At 39.3% G+C, this 23,298-nt stretch carries 25 protein-coding genes and 1 pseudogene; 17 read left to right on the top strand and 9 right to left on the bottom strand.

Annotated features, from left to right (window positions below; genetic code table 11):
• Positions 1 to 29: 29 nt before the first annotated feature.
• The 3 genes from AACU25_RS33590 (at position 30) to AACU25_RS33580 (ending at position 2,351) form a co-directional block, all read left to right on the top strand.
• The gene (locus AACU25_RS33590; RefSeq protein WP_321206880.1) at positions 30 to 479 is read left to right on the top strand and encodes a hypothetical protein; all 450 of its coding nucleotides are present in this window, start codon (positions 30 to 32) and stop codon (positions 477 to 479) included.
• 236 nt (positions 480 to 715) lie between these two features.
• Positions 716 to 1,375, top strand: a complete 660-nt coding sequence (locus tag AACU25_RS33585) for a hypothetical protein (RefSeq protein WP_321206879.1) — start codon at positions 716 to 718, stop codon at positions 1,373 to 1,375.
• A 10-nt stretch (positions 1,376 to 1,385) separates the two neighbouring features.
• Positions 1,386 to 2,351, top strand: coding sequence for a hypothetical protein (locus AACU25_RS33580; RefSeq protein ID WP_096583128.1), 966 nt, complete (start codon positions 1,386 to 1,388; stop codon positions 2,349 to 2,351).
• Between the two features lie 22 nt (positions 2,352 to 2,373).
• Here AACU25_RS33580 and AACU25_RS33575 read toward each other — a convergent pair whose 3' ends face one another.
• From AACU25_RS33575 to AACU25_RS33560, 4 genes are all read right to left on the bottom strand, one after another.
• Positions 2,374 to 2,730 carry a hypothetical protein gene (locus AACU25_RS33575; RefSeq protein WP_096583126.1) on the bottom strand — a complete coding sequence of 119 codons (357 nt, stop codon included), beginning with the start codon at positions 2,728 to 2,730 and terminating at the stop codon, positions 2,374 to 2,376.
• A 98-nt stretch (positions 2,731 to 2,828) separates the two neighbouring features.
• Complete coding sequence (locus AACU25_RS33570; RefSeq protein WP_096583124.1) at positions 2,829 to 4,046, bottom strand: SMI1/KNR4 family protein; 1,218 nt, start codon at positions 4,044 to 4,046, stop codon at positions 2,829 to 2,831.
• An 80-nt stretch (positions 4,047 to 4,126) separates the two neighbouring features.
• The gene (locus AACU25_RS33565) at positions 4,127 to 5,134 is read right to left on the bottom strand and encodes a WD40 repeat domain-containing protein (protein WP_321206878.1); all 1,008 of its coding nucleotides are present in this window, start codon (positions 5,132 to 5,134) and stop codon (positions 4,127 to 4,129) included.
• 127 nt (positions 5,135 to 5,261) lie between these two features.
• Positions 5,262 to 6,686 carry a hypothetical protein gene (locus tag AACU25_RS33560; RefSeq protein ID WP_096584409.1) on the bottom strand — a complete coding sequence of 475 codons (1,425 nt, stop codon included), beginning with the start codon at positions 6,684 to 6,686 and terminating at the stop codon, positions 5,262 to 5,264.
• A gap of 359 nt (positions 6,687 to 7,045) precedes the next feature.
• On the opposite strand from AACU25_RS33560, the gene AACU25_RS33555 reads away from it, so the two are divergent.
• Both AACU25_RS33555 and AACU25_RS33550 read left to right on the top strand, forming a co-directional pair.
• A complete protein-coding gene (locus tag AACU25_RS33555) occupies positions 7,046 to 7,495 on the top strand; it encodes a hypothetical protein (RefSeq protein WP_096583120.1) in 450 nt (149 codons plus the stop codon).
• Positions 7,496 to 7,791: 296 nt separating this feature from the next.
• Positions 7,792 to 8,385: a hypothetical protein gene (locus tag AACU25_RS33550; protein ID WP_321206877.1), complete on the top strand. Its 594-nt coding sequence runs from the start codon at positions 7,792 to 7,794 to the stop codon at positions 8,383 to 8,385.
• Between the two features lie 78 nt (positions 8,386 to 8,463).
• On the opposite strand, the gene AACU25_RS33545 is transcribed toward AACU25_RS33550, so the two are convergent.
• Positions 8,464 to 9,672, bottom strand: coding sequence for a lysozyme inhibitor LprI family protein (locus tag AACU25_RS33545; protein WP_321206876.1), 1,209 nt, complete (start codon positions 9,670 to 9,672; stop codon positions 8,464 to 8,466).
• A gap of 260 nt (positions 9,673 to 9,932) precedes the next feature.
• Here AACU25_RS33545 and AACU25_RS33540 point away from each other — a divergent pair, with 260 nt between their 5' ends.
• The 5 genes from AACU25_RS33540 (at position 9,933) to AACU25_RS33520 (ending at position 13,085) form a co-directional block, all read left to right on the top strand.
• The gene (locus AACU25_RS33540; protein WP_096716357.1) at positions 9,933 to 10,160 is read left to right on the top strand and encodes a hypothetical protein; all 228 of its coding nucleotides are present in this window, start codon (positions 9,933 to 9,935) and stop codon (positions 10,158 to 10,160) included.
• Between the two features lie 66 nt (positions 10,161 to 10,226).
• Positions 10,227 to 10,697 carry a hypothetical protein gene (locus AACU25_RS33535; RefSeq protein WP_190446006.1) on the top strand — a complete coding sequence of 157 codons (471 nt, stop codon included), beginning with the start codon at positions 10,227 to 10,229 and terminating at the stop codon, positions 10,695 to 10,697.
• 16 nt (positions 10,698 to 10,713) lie between these two features.
• Positions 10,714 to 11,775: a hypothetical protein gene (locus tag AACU25_RS33530; protein ID WP_190446005.1), complete on the top strand. Its 1,062-nt coding sequence runs from the start codon at positions 10,714 to 10,716 to the stop codon at positions 11,773 to 11,775.
• Positions 11,776 to 11,810: 35 nt separating this feature from the next.
• Positions 11,811 to 12,338 (top strand): hypothetical protein, encoded by a 528-nt coding sequence (locus tag AACU25_RS33525; protein ID WP_096583114.1) that lies wholly within the window; start codon positions 11,811 to 11,813, stop codon positions 12,336 to 12,338.
• Positions 12,339 to 12,764: 426 nt separating this feature from the next.
• Positions 12,765 to 13,085 carry a BON domain-containing protein gene (locus tag AACU25_RS33520; RefSeq protein WP_321206875.1) on the top strand — a complete coding sequence of 107 codons (321 nt, stop codon included), beginning with the start codon at positions 12,765 to 12,767 and terminating at the stop codon, positions 13,083 to 13,085.
• Positions 13,086 to 13,295: 210 nt separating this feature from the next.
• Here AACU25_RS33520 and AACU25_RS33515 read toward each other — a convergent pair whose 3' ends face one another.
• Together AACU25_RS33515 and AACU25_RS33510 are read right to left on the bottom strand one after the other, a co-directional pair.
• A complete protein-coding gene (locus AACU25_RS33515) occupies positions 13,296 to 13,703 on the bottom strand; it encodes a hypothetical protein (protein WP_096583110.1) in 408 nt (135 codons plus the stop codon).
• 469 nt (positions 13,704 to 14,172) lie between these two features.
• The gene (locus tag AACU25_RS33510) at positions 14,173 to 14,667 is read right to left on the bottom strand and encodes a quercetin 2,3-dioxygenase (RefSeq protein ID WP_096583108.1); all 495 of its coding nucleotides are present in this window, start codon (positions 14,665 to 14,667) and stop codon (positions 14,173 to 14,175) included.
• 592 nt (positions 14,668 to 15,259) lie between these two features.
• Between AACU25_RS33510 and AACU25_RS33505 the strand changes: the two genes are divergently transcribed.
• The 3 genes from AACU25_RS33505 to AACU25_RS33495 all read left to right on the top strand — a co-directional run bounded on the left by AACU25_RS33505 (position 15,260) and on the right by AACU25_RS33495 (position 18,620).
• A complete protein-coding gene (locus AACU25_RS33505) occupies positions 15,260 to 17,773 on the top strand; it encodes a protein kinase domain-containing protein (RefSeq protein ID WP_096583106.1) in 2,514 nt (837 codons plus the stop codon).
• A gap of 72 nt (positions 17,774 to 17,845) precedes the next feature.
• Positions 17,846 to 18,157 (top strand): hypothetical protein, encoded by a 312-nt coding sequence (locus AACU25_RS33500; protein WP_199347502.1) that lies wholly within the window; start codon positions 17,846 to 17,848, stop codon positions 18,155 to 18,157.
• 70 nt (positions 18,158 to 18,227) lie between these two features.
• Positions 18,228 to 18,620 carry a hypothetical protein gene (locus AACU25_RS33495; RefSeq protein ID WP_096583102.1) on the top strand — a complete coding sequence of 131 codons (393 nt, stop codon included), beginning with the start codon at positions 18,228 to 18,230 and terminating at the stop codon, positions 18,618 to 18,620.
• 200 nt (positions 18,621 to 18,820) lie between these two features.
• On the opposite strand, the gene AACU25_RS33490 is transcribed toward AACU25_RS33495, so the two are convergent.
• Positions 18,821 to 19,537 carry an MGMT family protein gene (locus tag AACU25_RS33490; protein WP_339382099.1) on the bottom strand — a complete coding sequence of 239 codons (717 nt, stop codon included), beginning with the start codon at positions 19,535 to 19,537 and terminating at the stop codon, positions 18,821 to 18,823.
• 111 nt (positions 19,538 to 19,648) lie between these two features.
• Here AACU25_RS33490 and AACU25_RS33485 point away from each other — a divergent pair, with 111 nt between their 5' ends.
• Both AACU25_RS33485 and AACU25_RS33480 read left to right on the top strand, forming a co-directional pair.
• Positions 19,649 to 20,155, top strand: a complete 507-nt coding sequence (locus AACU25_RS33485; protein WP_190446004.1) for an NUDIX hydrolase — start codon at positions 19,649 to 19,651, stop codon at positions 20,153 to 20,155.
• A 385-nt stretch (positions 20,156 to 20,540) separates the two neighbouring features.
• On the top strand, positions 20,541 to 21,527 hold the full coding sequence (locus tag AACU25_RS33480; protein ID WP_096583096.1) for an NAD-dependent epimerase/dehydratase family protein: 987 nt from the start codon (positions 20,541 to 20,543) through the stop codon (positions 21,525 to 21,527).
• Between the two features lie 27 nt (positions 21,528 to 21,554).
• On the opposite strand, the gene AACU25_RS33475 is transcribed toward AACU25_RS33480, so the two are convergent.
• Positions 21,555 to 21,704 carry a hypothetical protein gene (locus tag AACU25_RS33475; protein ID WP_190446003.1) on the bottom strand — a complete coding sequence of 50 codons (150 nt, stop codon included), beginning with the start codon at positions 21,702 to 21,704 and terminating at the stop codon, positions 21,555 to 21,557.
• Between the two features lie 198 nt (positions 21,705 to 21,902).
• Here AACU25_RS33475 and AACU25_RS33470 point away from each other — a divergent pair, with 198 nt between their 5' ends.
• Entirely contained in the window at positions 21,903 to 22,154 is a 252-nt protein-coding gene (locus AACU25_RS33470; RefSeq protein ID WP_339382098.1) for a hypothetical protein, read from the top strand.
• 158 nt (positions 22,155 to 22,312) lie between these two features.
• Positions 22,313 to 23,018 (top strand): annotated as a pseudogene (locus AACU25_RS37030) (hypothetical protein).
• Positions 23,019 to 23,298: the final 280 nt, after the last annotated feature.

The following is a 23,298-nucleotide window of genomic DNA, read 5'->3' as shown; positions in this document are numbered from 1 at the left end:
TGTAATGATGTACACTTTGGGCGGGCAAGATGCCTACCCCACAAGAGTTTCATGATGATAATTTGTACCTCATAATCACGAAATCTGCTGTATTTGGCAACCAACGCAGTAATTATATAATTTTCAACCGATTTGAATCTGAAATATTACGAGATAATGAGATGACAATAGAGATGGAAATTCTCCAAATTAATACCGGGAATTATGAGGTGATTCCTGTTGCAACTAGCGAAGTATTTTACAAATTTTGGTTGCCGGCTTGTAGGTGTCTTGGGTTACAATTAATCAGTCATTTTCATGATTGGTCTTTAAATGTCGTCTCAACAGAAGATATTTTTAGAATTGTAGAAGAATTGATTTATTTACATTCTTATACTTTAGAACAAGAAGATTTAGCTTTTATGAGCGAGAGAATAGAAAGTATCATTCAGGTATTTCAAACAACAGATGCTGCATCCTATGAATATGATTTTGGATAATTGATGAAAATTTAAAGATTGATATTTTCTAAAATGAGAAAACTAAGCCTGGAAGCAAATAATGACACCATGAATCCTATTATTGAATCCGTGAAAAAATATTTGGCAGATGATTAGGTAAAGCGAATATTACACCCACTGCCAAACTTGATTCAAGAAAATTATCAATTATTTATACAAAATTAGGATATAACTATGAATTGTGAATTAACTTCTATCTTATTATGATGAAATCTATGAAAGATATTCTCAAAATATTAGTTACAGTAACGCTAATAAACAATATTCATGTACCTGTTGCTTGGGCAGATGTTTTACCTCCGGGAGAATCTCCAGTTAATTACTGTTTTAAAATTGCCAATATTGACAAATATCCCAAGTATTTTTTGATTGCACATGTTAAATCACAAAATCCCAACCTGCCAACATCTAACAGAATTCTTCGGTCAGGTAAATGTTTGGGTTTAAATGGATATCGAGAATATAGTGATATCTATGCAATTAAAAAAACTTTGCTTAAATCGCAAGATATTGTCAAGAGTGAAGAAGGTGAATCCATTAAAGATTTGAATAGTAAAAAAGCTCTGTTAATTCCAGCCAAGAATAGTATTACATCTCTGAGATTGCTACCAGATAGATATGGCATAAAAGAAGTTGCTGATGTTTTAGAAATTGTCGCGATCGCACCCAAATCTCTCGATTTAAGATATAAGGAAGTTGTTTACACTTCTAAGCAAGGAAATTCAGAAACAAAAGCTTATCAAGTGCAAGATACACGACCATTACCTTCATTGAGTAAGAATCTGAATTGGTTCAACTTGATAATTCCCGGAATATCCCTAGTTGGTATCACGATGGTTTATAAAAAAATCAAATTTGGCAACAAACAGAATTAATTATTAGAAAATGTCAATCTTTGCTGCTATTATTCTATTTTTAGTTAGTGCAATATCTGCAGTAGCTTGTCCTTTAGCTACATACACATTTACTTTAGCAACATTTGGACTTACCCATGTTTTAACGGAATTACATTATGTTAATCATCGCTTTCATCAGCGTCTAGGAAATAGTTTGCGTTTGAGAATTAGTCAGTTACTTCTACTAGTAATTTGTTTTCGCATTTTACAAGTATTTGGCTTAATTCCAACTTGGTTAAGCATAAGCTTAGAATTAAGTTGCGTAGTTGGGTTAGTTTCACTTGTTATCCCGATTTTAGCTAAAAAAGACTGGCGATTAGGAGTTTTGGGAACTATTTTATGTGTTATCCTCGCAGTTGGGATATTTTGGTCAGCGACTCTCACACTGTTATTATTCGCGATTTTACATAACATTACCCCTGTGGGATTTATAGCGGAAAAATTACGGGGTTGGCAACGCAATCGCGCTTTATTCGCTTGTGCTGTAGTCTTTTTTCTTGTTCCTTTAGTAATTCTTTCTGGAATACCCTACAAGTTTTTATCCTCTATGGGTTTGGTTACATTAGAAGCATCTTTATTTCCAGTTGGAGGATTGGAGTTTCATTTAGGAGCTTTTGTACCAAAGCAACTACATAACCAAGTAATAGCGATTCATGCTTTTTCCGCAGCAGTATTTTTACAATCTATGCACTATGCTGTGGTTATAGGTGTGTTACCGAAGTGGGATAATGCTAATCAATGTAGAACATCTAACAGGTTTTTAACATATTATGAAAAAAAGCATTTTCGCTGGTTCGTTACATTCTTAAGTGCGTTATTATTTGTCGGTTTTACTATATCATTCATCAATACTCGTGCGGTGTATGGGATTGTGGCAGCAGTACATGCTTGGGTGGAAATTCCAATTTTACTCCTAGCTTTGGCAATACCAGAAGAGAGTAAAGTAAATGGTTAATGCTGAAATTAATCAATATTTATTATCGCCAGAATTCAGCGATTAGCAAACCTCCTAAAAACGAAGCTCCATTGGCAATGATAGATAAAAATAAACCCTTTTGCCAAGCTAATTTTAAAATTATTGTATAGAGAATACCTTCCGCGATCGCCACAAAGCTTTCTATCAGTGCTACTCTCAGAGGAAAGTCCATGTAAGGAATTAGTATTTGGTTACTTTCACAAGCTAGGGGATGGGTGAAGAGGGTTGCAGCAAAGGCTATAATCGACGTATTGTAGATATCCCCACGGGAAGAAAATTGCTGTGTCTTTGCTAAAGTAATTAACACCACAGGTATTTCAATTACCCAAGAAATTAATAGTGCTAACAACTGCGTCATCGGTTTGGAAGAACAATAAAGAGCAAATAAAAAGTTGCACCAATTTTTGTATTAATAGTTATTATTTCGTAACTTTTTTTCTCCAGATGCAAGCAAAGCTAAATAATTTTTTTTAGGTACTCCAGCCTTTCTAAAATTCGTTGCGTTCGCACCTCAGCTTGCTCTGCATTAAACCCAAAGTTGTACCGCATCTTACCCATGTTCTCAATTCGCCATTGGTTGATTTTATAATCTATTTCATCGCTCATCTTCACTTGCTCATTTGTGAGTTCAGGCTCGATATTGAGTCCAATCGTTTCTGCAAGGAGTCTGGCAACATTCACAGTGTGCAAGTATGGATAATCTCGAATTAATTCCCCAGAGCGAAGAAAAGCCAGTAATCCTTCAATTGGAGATAACCCATATTGAATATCATCTAGAAAATCCTTGAGCCATTGTTCTGGGGAAAACTCACAAAAACGAATCCAATCCCCCTGAATTTCCACCTCATATCCTTCCTGAGTGAGAAACAAATCCCGCACAGGATTATCCCAATCGACAATTCGTAACAACCCTGGATATTGCCGATTTTCTGCATTTTTGAGCCAATCCCCCGACTTTGCTGCTTTCAACTTTGCGAGGAACTCAGGTAAAGGCTGATTCCATAGTTCTACAGAATTGTTTGCCATAACTTCCTCAGCCGACCAGTAATGTCCTAGCCGTTCCCAATTGCCACCATTGCAAACTTCTAGCAAAAATGTTCTGTAAACTTCAGGCAGTTTAATTCCATGTTGTGCTTCTAACGCGCTCAACTTTGCTTCAGAACCAATTGGCGGATTAGTCGTGATTTGGGTATAGCGATTGTATGGATCGAATTTTCGCAATCGAGCGAGGGTGACGTGAATTCGTTCAGGAACGCTTAACCATTTTCGCAGGGGTAATTGGCAACCGAAATGACGCTCCACTGTAAAAATGTCTTGATCGTATACTCTCACCCTTCCTTGCGGGTCGTGAGAGAATTGAATTTGTAACTGAGTCAACACCTGACAGAATTGCTCTGCATCATCATCAGTCGGAAATAATCCCACAAGATGAGGATGCTTAATTGTCTTTATCTCCCGATACATAAACTCACAAGCTTCCGCCTCATCCGTAAATTCAAACAGCAGTTGTTGAACCGCACCACGCTCGGTATAAAAGACTTGCCAGTTATCATCTGTTTGAATCAAGCAAATCTCATCATCACCCATTTGGCGAATTTGATACAGGCGACAACCTTCGCCCCAAAGTTTAAGATCAAGTAACTCTGCATTCAGATATTGAACATATTCCCACATTTACTCACCTCGAAAACACCCATCTCAATCACCGCCAGTTATGTCTTCACTTGTTATCATAGGTTTTACCGCTACATTGATTAGGCGATCGCAACCACCTTTATCCCTTGCTTGGTGGCAACAATTGCTTGGAAAGATGTGTAGTCAAACACCAAAGTATTAACCACTGCATCCACGTCATAGGTTTTTATTATTTCCCCTGTCTGAGCTGACAGCACTGCCAGAATTTGCCCTACACCACACAATAACCTGTTGTTATCTAGCCAAACGATATTACTTTGCCAAGGATTTAATCCATCATGGTCATGGTACAACCGAAAGAATTGACCCCACATTTTCGCGCGATATTGTGACGATTTTTCCCATTTTTTCCATATTTCATGGAGTGGTTCCTGCGTTTGCGGGGATAAAGTGCTTAATATCGAGCGTTCAAGCCGAAAACTTAATAAATCAACACCTTGATATCGATATGCAGTATAAGCCAGATGCTGACCATCTGGGCTAAAACTCAAGCCGCCACGATGACAACGCACACCACCTGAATATTCCCCCAAATAGGTCAATTTATCCTCAAGCATACTGTCAATTCTGTAAAATTGATGGGACTCATCCATGTCTACAGAATTAACAATGAGAAACTGCATTTGTGGATCGATGGCAAAAGCAGCATTATAATCTCGCCAACGACGCAACCAACGAATCTGCTCACCGCTTTCTAAATTAACTAGATAAATATCTCCCCAACCCTCACCAACCAATAAATAGCCCTGGCAAGGTGTTAATCCCAACCAGGAAATATGAGTACATTTACCATGTCCATAATACTCATCCTCCTGGGAATTCTCCTCATAGGGTGCATGGGGTAAGTCAACTCGTTGCAAAACGGAAAAATCATCCCAGCGACGAATCTCAATCCCAAATTCTGGCGTAACCTCAGAAGGAGCCACAGCAAACCTTTCCCCATCCGGTAACAAAACAATACTTGGTACTGATTCAAAATCATAGGGTAACTCGATTTGTCCAATTATCCGGGGTTGTTGGGAAATATCCCACTTCACCAAAGAATGAGGGTATATTGGTGCGTTCACGAAGTGTCTCCTATGGAGAATCGCCTGTTTCCTTACCGCGTCGTAAATTAGTGCTTTGCAATCCATACACCTTGCCCTCCTAGCCATCGCCATTAATTTTGAATTTTGAATTTTGAATTTTGAATTGTTAAGACTCCCCTTGTTCTGCCCGAAAAAGCCGGAGAAAGCCCCCATCAAACCATTCCCCATAGTGAAATCGCAGTTCCCCGGATAGTAGCATCTGACTTCGACAGTAAAGAAAGTAGGTTTCTTTTGGGAAATAACTTTGCAAAGGGAGCAATCCTTGTTTCAACGCCGTTCGCTCCCCATTTTGCCAGAGTCTTGCCAGGTGAGATGCTAAACAGTTCAAGAAAAACTCAGCTTTAGGCAAGGAAGGATCTGTTCCTAAAGTGAGCAACTCATCTTCTCTTCCTCTCCAATCAACAGACATTTCCCAATCTTCGACGGGAGGTAAGCAGGATTCCAGCGAAGCCCAGACAACTAACTCTAGGTACGTCGGCTCATTCACGTTGCTAAATAAGGCATTTGCATTTATCGTCATTGTAATTTCTAAAACCGTTAACAAGGCGATCGCATTGTGATGTACACTTCCTGTCACCAGCCGATATTGCTTCCCATCGGCTTCAAAGGGAATCGTATAGGGGTATTGCAATTTTGCTTTTTGAAAATGCTGTAAGCAAAGCTGATGAAAGTCAGGTTGAGGTAGTGGTGGATCAAAAAACATCCAATCTAAACACAAACTATTTTTTTCTTGGCTCACAGAAGCACCATCTAAATAACGCCATAGTTTTTCAGCTTGAATGACACAGCGTTGCAGATTTGGATAAGCAACTAGACAAGCAAGAATTTCTGGTGAGATTTCACGGTTGAGTAGGTTGGCGATCACCATCTGATGCAGCAGTTCATATCGAATTGCTGCAACCTGGTTGGGTGTATATAAGCGTGCTTTTTCTTCAAAAAATAGTAGATATATACTAGCGGCTTCCTCAATCTCAGACAAAATCTGCGGGATTAGTAAAGAGTGAGTAGGACTCGCAGCAGACGCAAAGCGTAAATTCCACTGGGTTTCATTGAGCAGTTCAATTCCCTCGATTTCTTGCAGATTGCTCCAATTCCGCGCAACCTGTATCACCTTCAATGCAGTTCCATAGGGAATACCGTACATCGGATAGTAACTCCCTGGATGCCATAAACAAATCGGTTCATTGTAAGACTCGCCATGAATTTGAAACAGCTGATCTATCAGTTCCCAAATCGCCCAATTTTGATAAACTTGCGGTAATTTCCAACTGCGTTCGCCAATAAGCTGCTGGCAATTCCTAACAAAGAAGCGATTATCCTCATTCTCATACATTTCACGCGCCTGAAAGCACTGCCAAAAAGTATCATGTTGGGCATGACGTGCCAAAAACTTAATTAGGAGCGAATCGTCATATCGGGTTATGGCTTTGCGACTGTGGCGACCAGAGAATAACACGCCTGAATCGCTTTGTGCGATCGCTAATGTATACCCATCAATTAGAACAAACGTTTTTCCATGCTTATCTCTCATCCAGCAACTCTCGAAGGACTTGGATTTTCTATTGACCAAAGAGGCGGAGGGGCAGGGGGCAGGGAGCAGGGGGAGCAGTCCCCTGTTCTGGAGCCGTGGAGCGGAGCGGAACATGGGTATCAAGCCCCGTTCTAAGTCTTCCCCCTTGCCCCCTGCTCCCTGCTCCTCTGCTTCTTGTGACATACTCCTCACATCTTCCAAGCAAAAATAGTGAGATTAAATACTCAGCATAAAGCTAAAAGTATTAATTTAGTGTTAAAAGCAAACAAAGGTACTGTAGCTATATCGCCCAGATGTTTAATTTTGCTGTATGTATACGTAAAGGTGCAAGATATTAAGTTAACCTAAATTAGAATTGTATGTTCTCAAAACTAAGATGGCGATCGCGTAGCGGCTCCCTTGGAGCATCGCTGCTTTTCATATTTCCCTTGGTGGTGGTTGGAATTTATCTGCTGCAACCAGCTCCCCCCGCACCTTGTGGAAGCCTGAAAAAATTTGGCGCGCTCGAACAAGAAGGACGCTGCATCATAAATCGTAACGTTACCCTGGAAGGTAATCTCAAGCGACTGCCTAATCAACTAACCGTCAAAGGCGACCTAACTATTAGCGGTACGTACATTGAAGAACTGCCCATTGCAATGGTGGTTGACGGAAACCTTTTCTTGTACAAAACTAGCATTGCCAAGCTCCCCCCAGATTTGCAGGTTCAAGGAAGTTTCGATCAATATAGTGGATTTGGTTCTCCAGGGGTTAAATGCAGTGCAATCCCTAAAACTGCTTTTATCAAAGGGAATCGCAACTGTCACTAATTGCGATCGCAATAGACTACAAATCAAATCGCTTACTAATTGGATTCATCAATTTAGTCCAATTTTAAAGAACAATGTTACAACCCTGGCGAATCAAACCCAGGAAATCAATTGTGCTTAAACAATTTTCTAATCTCAAGTGGTTGAGATTTAATCGTACCTCTTTCACCTTGTTTGCAACTCTATTTGCAATAGTTGTGATAATTGCCATCTTCTTCCGAATTATATTTGATGATAGCTAATATCTTCAACTTGGTTTTCTGGATTTTTTATATATTTTCACGAAAATTTTCTATATGAATACTCAAAAGAATATCAATATTTTTCCTATAAATCGTCCCACTTTCTACATATACATACTATCTATATTCGGTTTTATATCCTTGATATCCTTGATTTGGTTATCGGGAAATACTAAATATTCACTCAGAGGAGGAGCATTTAGTAGTTTTTTCTTGACGATTTTAGTCCTAATTATTTCTATTACAGCAGTTATCCTAATTTTTAAATCAAATTTGTCTCGGTGGTTAAAATTCGTATTGTCTATACCTCAATTCTTGGGGATAATGCCCTTAACTTTATTTATTTTTCAATTGTTTGTAGTAATTTTTATTTTTGGAGCAGGATGTAGAACTGACTTTGTTTCTCCTAGTGGGAAAAAATCTATCGCAATTGACGAGACATGTTATATGGACTGTCATCATGCTGTTTTTAGACATTATTGGATACTGGAAAAAGAAATCGGCTCAATTTCCCATAATTCCCAGAGAAGATGCAAAACAGAGGATGATTTCCAAGTAATTTGGAATTCTGATGAAACTGCAATTAGATTGAAAGAAAATAATAATTATCCTCAATCTCAATTAAAAGGAAGTTTATTAATAGATTGACTTGAATTGCAAGAGGGAGCAACGCTATTTGATATCGAAAAATTTCTAGGAAGTAATAAACTAGTATTATTTGCCTCTTTATCTAGTATTCATCATTGCTTTGATATGGTGTAACCGTCCCAGATTTAAACGATTTGGGCATTGCTTACTTCTGGTTTGACTACCAAAAAACAGTGACTCAAACTTGCAATACTGAGTTTGATAACGTTCCCAAAGAGCTTGAGTGGTATCTTGCCGAGATGTAACTGGGGCTTGCTGCGGCTCGTCTTCTGAATCATATACAGCTATCCCCTTTAGATCCGCAATGCGATCGTTATTTAGCCGAGCTAAACAGCGATGATAGAGCATCGGTGCCATAGAATTTTCTTTAAAAGGTTCAACCAACTCAGTACAATGTGCTTCCCGATAGTCTTGCCAGTATTTCTGTGAGATCGCAAATGTTTGCTGATACTGCTTCGATAGTCTTTTTGCCCAATCGCCATAAATGCTTGATTGCAAAAGCCGAGTTGTTTTCGACCAATAGACCGCGCATCGATTTAATCCGATCTGTGTCTCATCCACACAATTTAGCTCTGGAATTCCAGGTCGTACAGAATCCTTGAACAGATCCAAGCCACGAGTAGGTGCTGCCAAAAGGTCTTCTAGTTGGTGAAGTCGAGCCTCTCTGAGAAGCTGATGACATTGAGCCAATCTCAGGGGGTTAAAAACGAATAGAGCTTTTTCGATCTGGCAATATTGAGTTTGATATTGCTCCCAGTGACGTTGCACCGATGAATTTCTCAATTTGAGTCGATCAAGTAAGGATTCAAATCGAGGATCGCGGGATTGGAGGGTAATAATCTGACCACCTCTCTGTAATTCTAGAATGCGATCGTTATTTAATCGCGCCAAACAGACAGATGCTGCAATTGGAAAATCTGGCGTATTGCGTAAGCGTTGAGTCAACTGTTGACAGTGTTGTGTTTGAAACTGATGCCAGGATTGATCTGCGATCGCCAGTTGATGTTGCAGGGGTGCAATAAGCTGGGACTCAACATCTTGATAAACCAATGATTTGAGCAAATGGGTTACTTCTGCCCAACGCTTTGCACAGCGATATTCACCCGCTTCAACCTGTCGAACACAGTCCGGTTGCAAAACTCCACCAAATCCTAATATCACGGTTGGATCAGGTAGAGGAGTCTGTGGCTTGGCATCTGACGCAGGGAGAGCTTGGCTCGGTTCCACACCAAGCTGAGTTCCAAATAAAATGACACTCGTAAATATCGCAATCTTAAATTTCATCATTTTCCATAATTAACAATCCTCAGTAGCCTTCAACCACTATCCCCGACTGCCAAACTGAGCGTTTTTTCATAGCCAGCCCTGTGAACAGTTCACTCCATAAGTAATATGCAATCCAGTATAAAAAATATAGTGACTTTGTTGATTCTGAATTTAACTCAGTATATTCTCGTAAATATTAGAAGTGAACTTGTAGTTAAATTGAAGTTTGAAATATGAGGCGTATTATTTGACCTGGCTCATAGGGGAGTAGTAACAGAATAATGGAAGAAATAGAATATCCTGACTGGACAATCGAGCGGCGATGCATCTTACAGGAACTGGAAAAAACCGCTAAGGATTACATTCATTACTTTACATATCAAGCAAGAGACTATCAACCAATGGTGGTGATTTGGTCGCGTGATGAATTGGGATATTTTGGTAGATTGGGGTGCGCTGGGGTTGCTAGAGGAACTGGAAGACCTCAGCACCGATCCTTCATTGCCTAGTGCTGAATATCTCAAATATTGCCTAGAACAATATTATTTTTTACTAAAATTGAGACGGTGAAATGGATGATGAGAAAAATTGCGGTAGAATTTTTGGATGATAATTCTAAAATTGAAATAGCCTGCTATGGTGCAGATTCTGATTGGGTCTGTCGATTAACCGATCCCCTCACTCAGCCAAAGGGATCTGTATCTGATGCATTTGCGCCATTTCCGGACTTGGGATTTCTTTGGTTTCGAGAGGTTGGCGATCGCGCGTGGGTCGTTTCTGGTATGGTAAATCGCTCTGTCTTTCAAGATGAAGCCTGGTTAGATGATTTGCTTTACCGCATTAGTAACGAAATATACCTGCGGGATTACTCGCCAGCAAGGCGAATTGAGTTTGTGAGCGTTGATGTAACAGCCATGTTTGATGGTGAGCGGGGAAGGGATAGATTCCCAGGAGGAGAAGTGGAGAAAATGTGGCAGAGAAAGTGGCAGGGTCAACAAGCAATTACCCCTTTAGAAAACGACAAAGAAACCACCGGTAACTCGTGATAGAAAGAGCGAACTGATGGAATACCCAGGCTGGAAAATCTATCTGCGATTGTTAATTGATGATTACCCCCTCGTCGTCTTGGCAAAAGATAATGAGCTGCGCTTTATATCTGAAGGATATTACCAAAACATCATCGAATTTTTATTACCCTTGGCAGAACCAGGTGAGGATTTTGTCTTTGAGTCAGGTTCAACGCGAGTTGAGAGCATCCATAATCAATTACATCAGGCGTTTGTCAGTGGGCAAGAATTCGGTAATGGAGTCATTTATTTCCAGCTTCGGTCGATTTTGGGGCATGATGTAGCGATTGAGGGTGCAGAATTCCAGCAAGAAATCGAGCGATATCAGCAACGAACAGGATATCCACCCACTGAACCTTTCTGGTATGTAAGTCCAAACTTTGCAGGTTGGGATGGTTGCGGTCACTATATCCCGCAAAGTAGCATTAACAAAATCATTCAAGTCACTCAACAGATTAAAGCGGGGGAGTTAAACTTTCCTTTATGTGTACAGCTTTTTTCCGAAGATGAGTGGGATTTACGGTTTGGCTGGGCTGAGGTAACTGGGTTCGTCCCTAGCGTTCTCCGAAAATTAGAAACAATTGCTGCGGATTATATGCAGTTTTTTGCCAATCAAGGGCACCTATATCAACCCAACTTAGTAGAACCCTGTCGCACAAAATTGCTTCAGGAACTTGATGCTGTCGGATTGCTCAATTGCGAAATACCTGAAAGCGTCTATTCCCAACTAATGGGCACTTATCCTCATCTGAGACGATGCGTTGATGAGGCTGAATTTCTTTGGATGGTAGGGGATATGCCAATTCAGGAATTTGATTTAAGTTTGGACTGGATGGTCTTCGATCCGCTTTATCCAGTCGGAATCATGGATGATGTTGAGTTTCGCGATACTCCTTTGGAGTCGCTTCGCGAACGCGCTTTAGCTACCTTCAGAACTGCCCAACTGGAACAACCTGAAACCTTACGAATGGAAATACATGGCAATCAGTATCAACTGATTACTGGATGGGAAGGAGGGCGAATTAAACTACTCAACTCCATCGAGCTTATATCCTAAATTATAGAAAATTGCTTCGCATTTTTGGCTTGTAGATGAACGTAAACGCTTTACCCATCGATCCGAGCGATCGCTATGTTTTTTTCACGGATTTGTGGAATGAACCTTGGACAGATGAGAACGCAGAAGTGGTTCGATATACACTCTTTCACGATCCAGAACCTTCGATTTGTTCTTTGTGTCCTCAAATCCTCAGTTCTTGGGGCGATACTCCTGGAAGGAGTGGCTGCCGCCATCGCATCTGTGACACCCGCAATGCTTTTTTGCGCTATATTGAAGCACCATTAGATTTTCGGGTGCTGAATGAGGTACTAACGGCGAGTGGTGCGTTGGGCTTTGGGGATGATGAAATGGTAAATGCGATCGCAACTCATATTTGCAGTACCGAATACTGTGTCCCGTTAAATGTCATTGATGCCCTAAATCAATTAAATAACCCGACTCCAACCGTTCTAGATGCCTTGGAAAGGGCGACGACTATTCCCAACAGCTACTATGCGGATGAAATGATTCGCCGTACTGCTGCGGAAACCTTAAGCAAGTTGAGGGAAAAATATCGCTAACAAATTTATGCTTTCTCATTAAAAATGGTCAAACAACCTTGAATTGATGTATTTGTATGAAAATTTCCATCTATTTGGCTTATTATTGCCTTGGTACTGCTTTTTGCTGTATTGATCGCGTTCTGCATATGTTTTAGATCCGTGGGAATTAAAGGTTAATATAAAACCCTTTCTTTTAGTAGAAGTTATCAACAGTAATGATAGTTATCTTGAAAGAAATACTCGCTAATCACAAATGAAGCTTAATTCATTGCCTTATTTCTGTAAGAATTTACGGTTTGGAAACCAAAAAATCAACAGCCAAGCGAGTAGAAAGATATAAACTATGGTAACTAGGTAAGACTCATGAGTTGGCTAAAAAGAGTTTGTGAACAAGAAACAAGCAGCCTACTAAAAACAAGGGACGCTGGGCAATCGGAGACGAGTATGAGTCCTGGGCTGACTGGTGAATACGATCAAGCTCGACGTGAGAAGGCTGGAGAGCATCAACCTCCTCCACCTCCTGAATATATGGGACTTGAGGGTGAATACGATCAACTAGGCTTAGCTAAGCGTGTGGCTGAGGCTTTCGAGCAAGCACCACATATCGATGAAATTGAAACTCTACAAATCTGTCAAGATGGTAACACTATTGTCCTCAAGGGTTCTGTGTCAAGCCAGGACATCCTAAATGCTCTTGAAGGTGTAGCCGCCAAAGTAGATGGCACCAAAGGAGTAGACACTACCGAGGTGACAATCGCCGCCTAAGCTTTGGCGATGCGCGTTCAAGTTTTTGTCACTAAAAAATACAAGAGTTTTCTCTAAGAGCCTGTCAGAAACAACTTTTACAATCTTGCTAGTAGTTAGTTTCAATCTCTATGAGGGATTTAAGTTAGTTGTAACTTGAGCAATTGTTTTGGCTGATTAATTCTGAATGATGTAGCGATTGCTAAGAAAAAATCGTTGAATTTGATGATTTTAATCCATATAGCCAGCGGGCATTTGCGTTTCAACAGCGTTCTCTGAAATTGGACGGCTACCATCTATTTCTAGAGTATCTTGAACTTGAAAATTATTCTTAGCAATCGGACGTTGACCGTCTATCTCGAGAATTTCTTCTATCTCTAAATTATTAGGATCAATTGGACGTTTGCCATCTACTGTTAACATCTCATGCTCTGGAAAATCACTCTTAGCAATCGGGCGTTGGCCATCTATATCAATTGTTTTTTCTGAATAATTTTCAGCCTTGGCAATCGGACGCTGCCCATCTATATGCAGCGTTTCCTTAATTTCAATATTACTGGGGTCAACTGGGCGCTGTCCATCTATATCAATTGTTTTAGGTGTTTGTGTCAGGTCGCTAGATGATGATTCTGAAGGCATAAATTTTAGTATTTTCTAATCGAAAGATATGTTTTTTCAAAAAACTTTAGTGAGATAATGAATTACTTTACTAAATTAAAATTTAAAAATCTTCTACCGTAAAATATAAAAGATTTCTAACTTGGGGTTGATAAAATATCTTTCTAAAAGTGCATTTCTATTAATAATTCGGCACCCAGGAGCCAGAATTCAGATTTTAGAGGTAATTTAATAGATTAGTAAATTAACTTCTCAAATATTTATCCTCATTTTTTAACCCTTCTGGCTCCTGAATTCTGATCATATCTACAATCTATAGTTGGCTATTTGTATCAACTACCTTTGAAAGGGTGGTAGGTTCATTGCTGAATGGACGCTGGAGTATACAAGGTATGCCACCTTCACTGTCACTTAGTGTTAGCTTAATTGTCTGTGTCGCCTCCACTAAACTAATAACTTTATGATAAAAAATCTAACCTTGCTTAGGTTTTTATTGCGAAATACCAGGTTCAGAAATAAAAATTCTAATTCCATACTCAGGAGCAGTTGCTAATATCCGTTCAATCACTTCTGGAGTTATCGGTAATGGTGGAACTGACGAATTCTCTACTTTAGTTCCGACTTGTGCAAAAAACTTTTCTATTCCACCTGGAGTAGCCCAAATCAACATTTTTGCAGGTGTAAAACCAATATTTTTAAAACTATGGAGTTGACCTTTAGGAGAATGCAAGAATGTTCCGGGAGTGGCTAAAACCGTTTGTTTATCAAGATAAAACTCAACTGAACCTTCCTGAATGTAAAATGCTTCATCTTCTCGACTATGAATATGCGGTGGCGGGCCTAATTGGGGTGCAAGTACTACTTCAAACAATGCATACTTACCATCTGTTTGTTCACTCGTAGCTTTAATAGTGGTTATATCACCTGCTACTGAATAACTATCCCCCTCACCTGGTTGCGATAATATCCCATGATTAATTGTCATTGTTGTTATCTCCTGAGTGTTATCCCAAACAAACTGTACTGTTTGCACCAATCCAAAAAAATATCCTAGCTATGATTAAGAAGTTTAGTAGTTAAGCTCTTATGCGCTCTTCAATATTGTTTGTGCGAAAAGTAGTTACGACACTTAGCCTTAAACCTAAAACTGATATTTTCGAGGTGCTTCTATCTAAAGAATTAGTTTTATTTGGATTTGAAATTTTTTATAAAAACGCTACGTAACTCTTAGATGCTTTTAAGCTAGGTTATGCTATTTGCTCAAAAAAATTTTCCTATCATACTCAGCTAGAAATTAGCGATTATACTGAAATTTGCTGATTGAGGTGAGAAATTTGAATTAGCGATCGCCTAAAATTTCTCGCTGGTAATATTGATAAAATATTTACTGGAGCGAATTAAACATTTCTACGACAGTTGAGCAAGAATTAGGTAGAATTTTCCTAAAAATTGATACTTTAGAAATATTTTATTAGTTACATGATATGACACGAGTGATGCGTTATATTAGCAATATTATTGAAAAAAAATGAAATTATACAGTCTGTAATTTCGATAATTTATCAAATCCAAAGATTGTGATTGGTCTACTTTTAGACAGGCGTTATAAAATTATTAGCTCTCTGTCTGCAGGAGGGTTTGGACATACGTATCTAGCAGAAGATACGAAGCGTCCTGGTAATCCTATTTGTGTTGTTAAACAGCTTCGTCCCCCAAATCAAGACCCGAATACAATCAAAATTGCCCGTGACCTGTTTGCTAAGGAAGCAGAAACTTTAGAAAAATTGGGTCACTATGCACAAATTCCGAGATTATTTGCCTATTTTGAACAACAAAAAGAGTTTTATTTAGTTCAAGAATTCATTCCTGGTTCTACTTTGGCAGCAGAAATTCAAGTTGGACATCCTTGGTCTGAAGAAAAAGTTCGCCAACTCTTAATTGCAGTCTTGGAAATTTTAACTTTTGTTCACGGACAAGGAGTGATTCACCGAGATATTAAGCCTGCTAATTTAATCCGCCGCCAGTCCGATCGCAAGCTCTACTTAATTGATTTTGGAGCCGTAAAAGAACTGGCTACACAAACCGTCAATTCTCAAGGACAGGTGATTTCAACAGTGGTAATTGGCACTAGAGGGTATATGCCACTGGAACAATTGAATGGTTATCCTCAATATAGTAGCGATATTTACGCTGTTGGGATCATGGGGATTCAAGCTCTGACAGGTTTAGGAATAAGTGACCTCTTAAGGTTAAAAGATCCCGATAATCTTAGTGCTGGTGAGATGATGTGGCGCGATCGCGCTCAGGTAAGTTCTGAGTTTGCTGCTATTGTTGATCGCATGGTGCGTGTAGATTACCGCCAGCGTTATCAAACTGCGGCAGACGCACTGACAGTTTTGCGAGATACTGTGAAAATAGCAACCCGTCAACCTTCATCTTTGCCTGTAAAACAGTCGGTGAATGTGACTCACCGCTTGCGTCAGTTACCTCAGCGAGTTTGGTTAATGGTTGCTGGCGGAGTGACTGTTATTTTACTCAGTGGGTTGGGAATTGCATTTTGGCAGAATCATCAGCAAAATGCTCAGGCTTCAGTACTTCTAGAACAAGCTAGAGCCAAAATTAACCGAGAAGACTATCAAGCAGCTAGCGCAGATTTGAACCAACTGCTGCGGATTCAACCCCAAAATGGTGAAGCCTACTTTTGGCGAGGGTATAGTCAGAGTAAATCTTTCGATGTCGATTCCACCAAAAAAGCGATCGCAGATTATACGCAAGCTCTACGTTACCTCAAACCTCTGACATCGCAAGTAGGTATCCAATTTAGTATTGACCCCAATACCAAACTACCAATTATTACTGATGTTCCTTATAAATTACCTGCGGCTCAAGCCGGAATTAGACAAAATGATCGCATTTTGGCAATAGACAATCAACCCACAGTCAATAAAACAGATATCCAATTACAGAAAATGCTCCAGGGTGAAGCTAATACACCCGTCACTTTTAGACTTGCTCGCCAAGGAACGAGCGAATTTGAGGTGACATGCAAACGAGTTCTGGCTCCAAATCAGCAGTTAGCAATTATTTACGGACAAAGGAGCTTTGCTCGATGGCGAGATAAAGATTATGAAGGTGCGCTTCAGGATGCTCGCAAAGCGCAAGAAATTCTTCCTAATTCCAAATCTACAGGGTTGTTTCACTACTATGAGGGACTTGCTTTAGCTAGTAAAGGTAAGAAACAGGATGCACTATATGCATATAGAACAGCCATTAGTAAAGACCCGAAACTGGAAAAGCCGTACATTAAGCAAGGTGAAATTCTTCGCCAGTTAAATAAACCCAAAGAAGCCGTAGAAGTTTATAATCAAGCGATTCAAGTTAATCCCAACTTTGTCGAGGCTTATTCTGAGCGTGGTGAAACCCGTTTTAATTATTTAGGACAAAAACAAGCGGCGATTGCAGATTTTACTAAAATAATTCAGATCAATCCGCAAGTTCGTTCTATTCTTGAGCCGAATTATCTGGCAAATGCTTATTTTCAGAGAGGTAGAGCCTACCTTGACTTAGGAAAACCACAAGATGCGTTAGCCGAAGGCTTTGGCGAAGCCATCGCAGATTTTAATTGGCTACTGAGTCAAAATCCTTTACCAACTAAAGACCTTCCCTATATTTTTCGAGGAGTTGCAAAAGACAAGCTCCAAGACTTTCAGGGAGCGATTGCAGATTTTACAAAAGTTATTGACGATAATTCTTATTCCAGATACAAGCAAGAAGCTTATCACTTTAGAGGACTAACTTACGTTCATATCAACAATATTCCCGGTGCAATTGCGGATTTTACTAAGGCAATTGAAGTCACTGAAGATGCAGTTGAAAAAGCTAAATTATCTCGTATTCCTGAGCTTTTAGACGACTACGACCCTAAAGCTTATCTTCCTAGTTACTACATGAGTCGAGGGCGTGCTTATGCAAATTTAGGCTATAAGCCACAGGCGATAGAAGATTTACAAAAGGCTGCAAAACTTGCTTTCGAGCAAAAACAACTTGATCGCTATAATACAGCTAACACTGAGATTCAAAAGCTACGGTAGATGTAAAAGCAGTGCCTAAATTTTTTGCGAGTTGAGAAAAAATCATATTGATCAGCGTTTATAAGTAACCCTATGTCACATGAACAAGAGCCAGACTTTTATTTATCTATTCAAGAGAGCTTAAAACAGCTTTCTGCTCAATTGGGGTCTCCTTTGGACGAAACATCAGTCATACAAATATACCAGAATGCATCTGAACTACTGAGCCACCTTTCCCCATCACCCCTGACTTTTGCCCGTGTTGCAGGAACACTACTGGTTTACCAACTCCAAAACACAGAACCTGAAGAGATAAAGTGGTTTAATAACCAAGTGAAACAATGCTTAGACGAAGAAGAAGTTGAGGAGTTGATTGAATCCATCTATCGTACTGATACTTTGTAATTGCTCCGTCAATGAAATTTATCTTTTAGACTAGAAAATAGTTTGATCAACGATTGTTGTTAACAAACCAATGAAAATCTTCAGGTTGGTTGTATCTGCTTTGTTATTACTCAGCTCACCTGCTATGGCAGTTGAATACAAAGGGCATTCCATTGATGGTCAAAAGCTGCCTGCTAGAGCGTATTATTATGCGACTGGTGGAGTCTACAACATTCAGGTCAGCTTTCACAAACAACGAGCCACGATTTACTTTGATAATGGCAATCAAATGGATATACAGTTGAACAGCCAAGTAATCGCGGACGCAAAAAATATCGAAGGTTTTGGAAAACTTGGGCAGTATCGGGTGAATAATTTCTTCAGTGTTGGCTTGATATATGGCAGTGATTGGCCTAGCGCCACCGATAGTCAATTGCAACAGTTCAATCCGCTAGAAGGTTTATGGAAAATTAGTTTGGATTGAATACCAATGCTGACTAATTTTCTGCCATCACAAGTTTGCCATAGTAGCTGTTGTACTTCACTGCTTAACTGACTGTGGCCAAGTAGCAGAGGTTTTACGGTTAGCGCATTTGATTACCGCTGCTATCATTACTAGAGAAAGTGGAAGTTCAGCTTAAATGATTTTCAATGTTCACAGTTAACCATCAAAACCGATATTTTTCACATTGTTATATTGTTATATAGATATTTATCAACCTCTACAAAATAGGTATGAGGTTCCCTGTCTAAACCCGAATTATATAAAATTTCAATATTTTCGGACTCTAATTTAGATTTTTGATTATTTATATATCTAATTAATTGACCTTGAGAATTTAATATTCTGTGGATTGGATAATCATCAGGAGATGTTTTTTTGAGATATATCGGCAGCGCTCGCAGATAACTGTTATCTACACCAATTGCTGCAATTATCTGTTTGTAAGTTACTACTTTGCCTGATGGTACTTTAACTATAAAATTTAGAAAGCGTTCATAAGGTTGTTCAGATAATGCCGGAAATTTATGACCCTGAATACGAAGATTATTACCCACATAAATTCTACCTGAATTGATAACTACACCTAAAATCCCTCTTTTAGCTTGAATAGTTTTTAAGGAATCAACTAAATAGGCTATGCGCTTACAAGGTTCACAATGGAAAGTTAAACGAATCGCTGCACCACTCTCAAAATTTATCAGAGCACCAGGAGTAAAAGTTGCAGAATCAACCCCAGATATGACTAGGTTTTCTCTTAATTCTCCTGGGGAAATTGCTAATTCTCTAATATCTTCATACCTCACAACTAAAATTTGCCTAGGGCTGATAGGATTAGCATTAATATCTCCTTCTATACCATAACCTACTTTTAAGTTGAGTTCTTCTACTTCACGCATGACTGAACCATGCTGATGCTTAATAAAAAGATGTTTAATTGAACTTTTGCTAGACATATAGAATTTATTTAAAAACCAAAATATATAAATAACGCCTAAGATAAAACTCTGATGCAAAATGATGAGATACTTGATATTGTAGACGAACGAGATCGCGTTATTGGACAAAAGAAACGTTCAGAAATATATAATCAAGGTTTATACAATTTTAGAGTTGTCAATGCTTTTGTTGTTAATTCATTAGGTCAACTCTGGATACCTCGCCGTTCTGCTCAAAAACAAATTTTTCCCCGTTGTCTTGATGTCAGCATGGGCGGACATGTTGAGAGTGGAGAAACTTATGAAGATGCTCTGCAACGCGAACTTCAAGAAGAATTAAACTTAGAACTCAAAATGCTGAAAGTTCGTTTACTAGGATATCTCATACCACATCAGCATCAAGTATCTGCTTTTATGAAAGTTTATGAAATCAAATTAGATTCTCAACCAGAATACAATGAAAATGATTTTATTGAGAGTTTTTGGTTAAATCCTGATGAGTTAATCAAATGGTTGCATAAAGGGGAACCTGCAAAAAGCGACTTGCTCAAACTTGTGCAAATTTTTTATATTATGTAAACAATAAAAGCATTTTATAGCCTTTTCGTAGTAAATATGCTAATAGCTCAGAACTCGAATACTTATATTAACGCGATGTGCCTAATTCTCTCCCATCACAAGTTAATCAAATAACAGACCCAAAAGCGATCGCTGATTATCCTCAACTTTGGGAGCAGGAGCAGTGAAGATCAAACTCAACAGTGTGTTTGTTGATGACCAGGAAAAAGTTCTGAGGCTATAAACGCTTGAAGAAATTGGGTGTGGTTTTTCATTCCAAACCAACTCCAATGGGAGAGGTCAAAATCGCTGTATTGGATGACACTTGTGGTAATTTCTCTGCTTGGCTGACAAAAGTGGCAAAGCGTAAAGCGTAGCAACTTCTACCTATGATTCATCCTATGCCATGAAAATTCTTGCGATCGGGGCAACAGGTTTTGTTGGTTCCCATGTCACTCACCAATTAATGGTGCAAGGGCATCAAGTCGCCCTGTTTCACCGAGGTAGCACCACTACTAGTGAATTAAATTCGCTGACCCATTTCTATGGCAGACGCAATCAACTACCCAACTTCAAAGCCCAATTTGAACAATTTTCTCCCGATGTTGTTCTCGACATCATCCCTTTTACAGAAGCACAAGCACAGGATGTTGTTCAGGTGTTTAGCAACTGCACTCAGCGTCTTGTTGCTATCAGTAGTGGAGATGTTTACCGTAACTATGAGGGTTTGCAAGGTCAGGAAAGCCATCCCCCTGACCCAGTGCCCTTAACTGAAGATGCACCACTGCGGGAAACGCGATACCCCTATCGAGACTTGGAGGCGTTAGACTTTGAGTTTAAGCAGGATTATGACAAGATCCTGGTGGAACAGATGCTAATGGAGCACCCAGAACTTCCTGCCACAATTCTCCGGTTGCCAGCTATGTATGGTCCTGGCGAGCGCCAGCATCGATTTCTACCCTATCTTCGGCAGATGTTTGACCAGCAACCGATTCTATTGGAGGAGGAACAAGCCCATTGGCGCTTCTCTCATGGCTATGTAGAGAATATTGCAGCAGCGATCACACTCGCTGTCACGGACGATCGTGCCGCTGGACGCATTTACAACCTGGGTGAAGCATCCACTCCAACTTTACGGGAGCGAATCCAGGCGCTCGGAAATTTGGTGAATTGGCATGGCGAGATAGTAACTCTTCCCAGAGATCAACTCCCCTCTCATTTGCAGATGAATTTACAGTGGCAGTATCATCTGGCAACTGACACAACTCGTTTTCAAGAAGAGTTAGGCTATGTTGAAGCCATGACTAAAGAGGAAGCGTTGCGGCAAACGATCGCCTGGGAACTAGAAAACCTAACCGCAACCAGTCCAGAGTCGCGATCGCTTAGCAGATGATAAAGCGACGGGATGACAAAGCAAGGATTACTCTCTCAGGTTCTCATTTTCCGACAATTTAGCCATGTTGCGACGTTTTTCTTCCAGTTCCAATTTAGTCACGATCGGCATAATTTTGATTGCGATCGCCTTCATCGTTCTATTTTTTCTGCCGTCACTGGTTAACCTTCGTCTCAATTTATTAATCTCCTCACTGGTTAATCAGGGCGGTAGAGTCATCGGAGATAGCCCAGAGATTATTGCTTTTAGAAGCATGACGGCTGACAGCTATCTCCTTCAAAACGCTTATCTCTTCTTAACGGGTATTGTTTTGCTTGCTGCCGGACTATTCAAACAAACAAATCGTTAAGGAAGAAATCATACCTCTCCAGATACTTGCGAATCTACCTACCCAAAATCATGTCAAACCATGAAGAGTTTTATGACAATCCAGATGTACGAGCCAAGTACATTGCCCGTCGTACTCAATGTGACAATCCCAATGACACACTGGAACGTCCGATTTTTCTAGAACTTGCAGGTAACCTCAACCAGCTTGACATCATCGATCTCGGCTGTGGCGATGCATCGTTTGGAAAAGAAGCGCTCTTACAAGGGGCACGCTCTTACATCGGCATTGAAAAGTAAACCAAAAAGTTTTTCCCAAAAAGCGATCGCTAATTAAGTATGCGTAATTTAATGTGCTATATTTTACTTAATAAATAAGTAATGTTTATACCGCTCTGAAAGATTTCAAAAAATGAAATGATGAAAGTAGTGTGTAGCAAGCAGATTGGCTGAAAAAATTGACTGTTTCATCATCAGAACTGGTTTTAACAGACTCAGAAACCCTTGAAGAGGTTATTGAGTGCTTAGTAGAAAATTTTTCTATTCAAACTCAAGGAGTATGTGACCAACAGACTTTATTTGAGATTCTGACTTATGCTGCTAGCAATGGAGATAGTATTGAAAATACAGCAAAATTATTAAAAAACCTTCCCACAGCCAATGATATTAGATATCATCTCAATAAAATCAACAATTTTGAGGAATTAAAAAAGTTATAAAACTACTCATACAATTATTAGGGATAAAGATGATTCAGTCACATTTGATTTATGGATTATCTGTAAATATAGAAAAGGAAAGCATAAAAAACGTGGAATTCAATACTTTGTTTATGTTATCTACAAAATCAAAACAAATTTAGATTACATTTATCAAGATTATCGTCAAAGATTTGGCATCGAAAGTAGCTATCGGCTTAAAAATATTTGTCGTATTAGAACCAATAATAAAAATCCAGTATTGAGATTACTCTTTGTTGGTATATCTTTTCTCCTAGTTAATATTTGGGTGAATTTACTTTGGCTCAGAATTAGTCGTAAAAGGAAAGGCAGTCGATTAATTTATCGTACACTTTTCATACTCAAACAGATGTTAGCCTTTTTATCTCAAGCCATTGAGCGTAAATATCAATTAGTTGAAAGCATTTATATTCAATCAGGTTAATATTAACCATCATCGGCTAGCTAATCATATGTAATCATAATCTATCTTATGTCTGCTAGTTAGAGTACTCGATATTCATAAGTATTATAAGTTACATAAATTTCTGCGATCGCTTTTTGAAGAAAAACTTTTTGGTTTACTGTTGAAGCCTCTAGCGCCATGATTGACCTTGCTTTAGCAACGCTAACCAATACATCAGGCAAAGTGCATCATAAGCGATTAGAAACCTGGAAGGCACAGAGTGAACAGGCGGATCTGGTAGCTTCGCGACTAGCTTTTC

This window comes from Tolypothrix tenuis PCC 7101, assembly GCF_963874875.1.
GTDB lineage: Bacteria > Cyanobacteriota > Cyanobacteriia > Cyanobacteriales > Nostocaceae > Aulosira > Aulosira tenue.
Note: the sequence above shows the minus strand (reverse complement) of the source record. Positions and strands in the feature narration are given on the sequence as shown.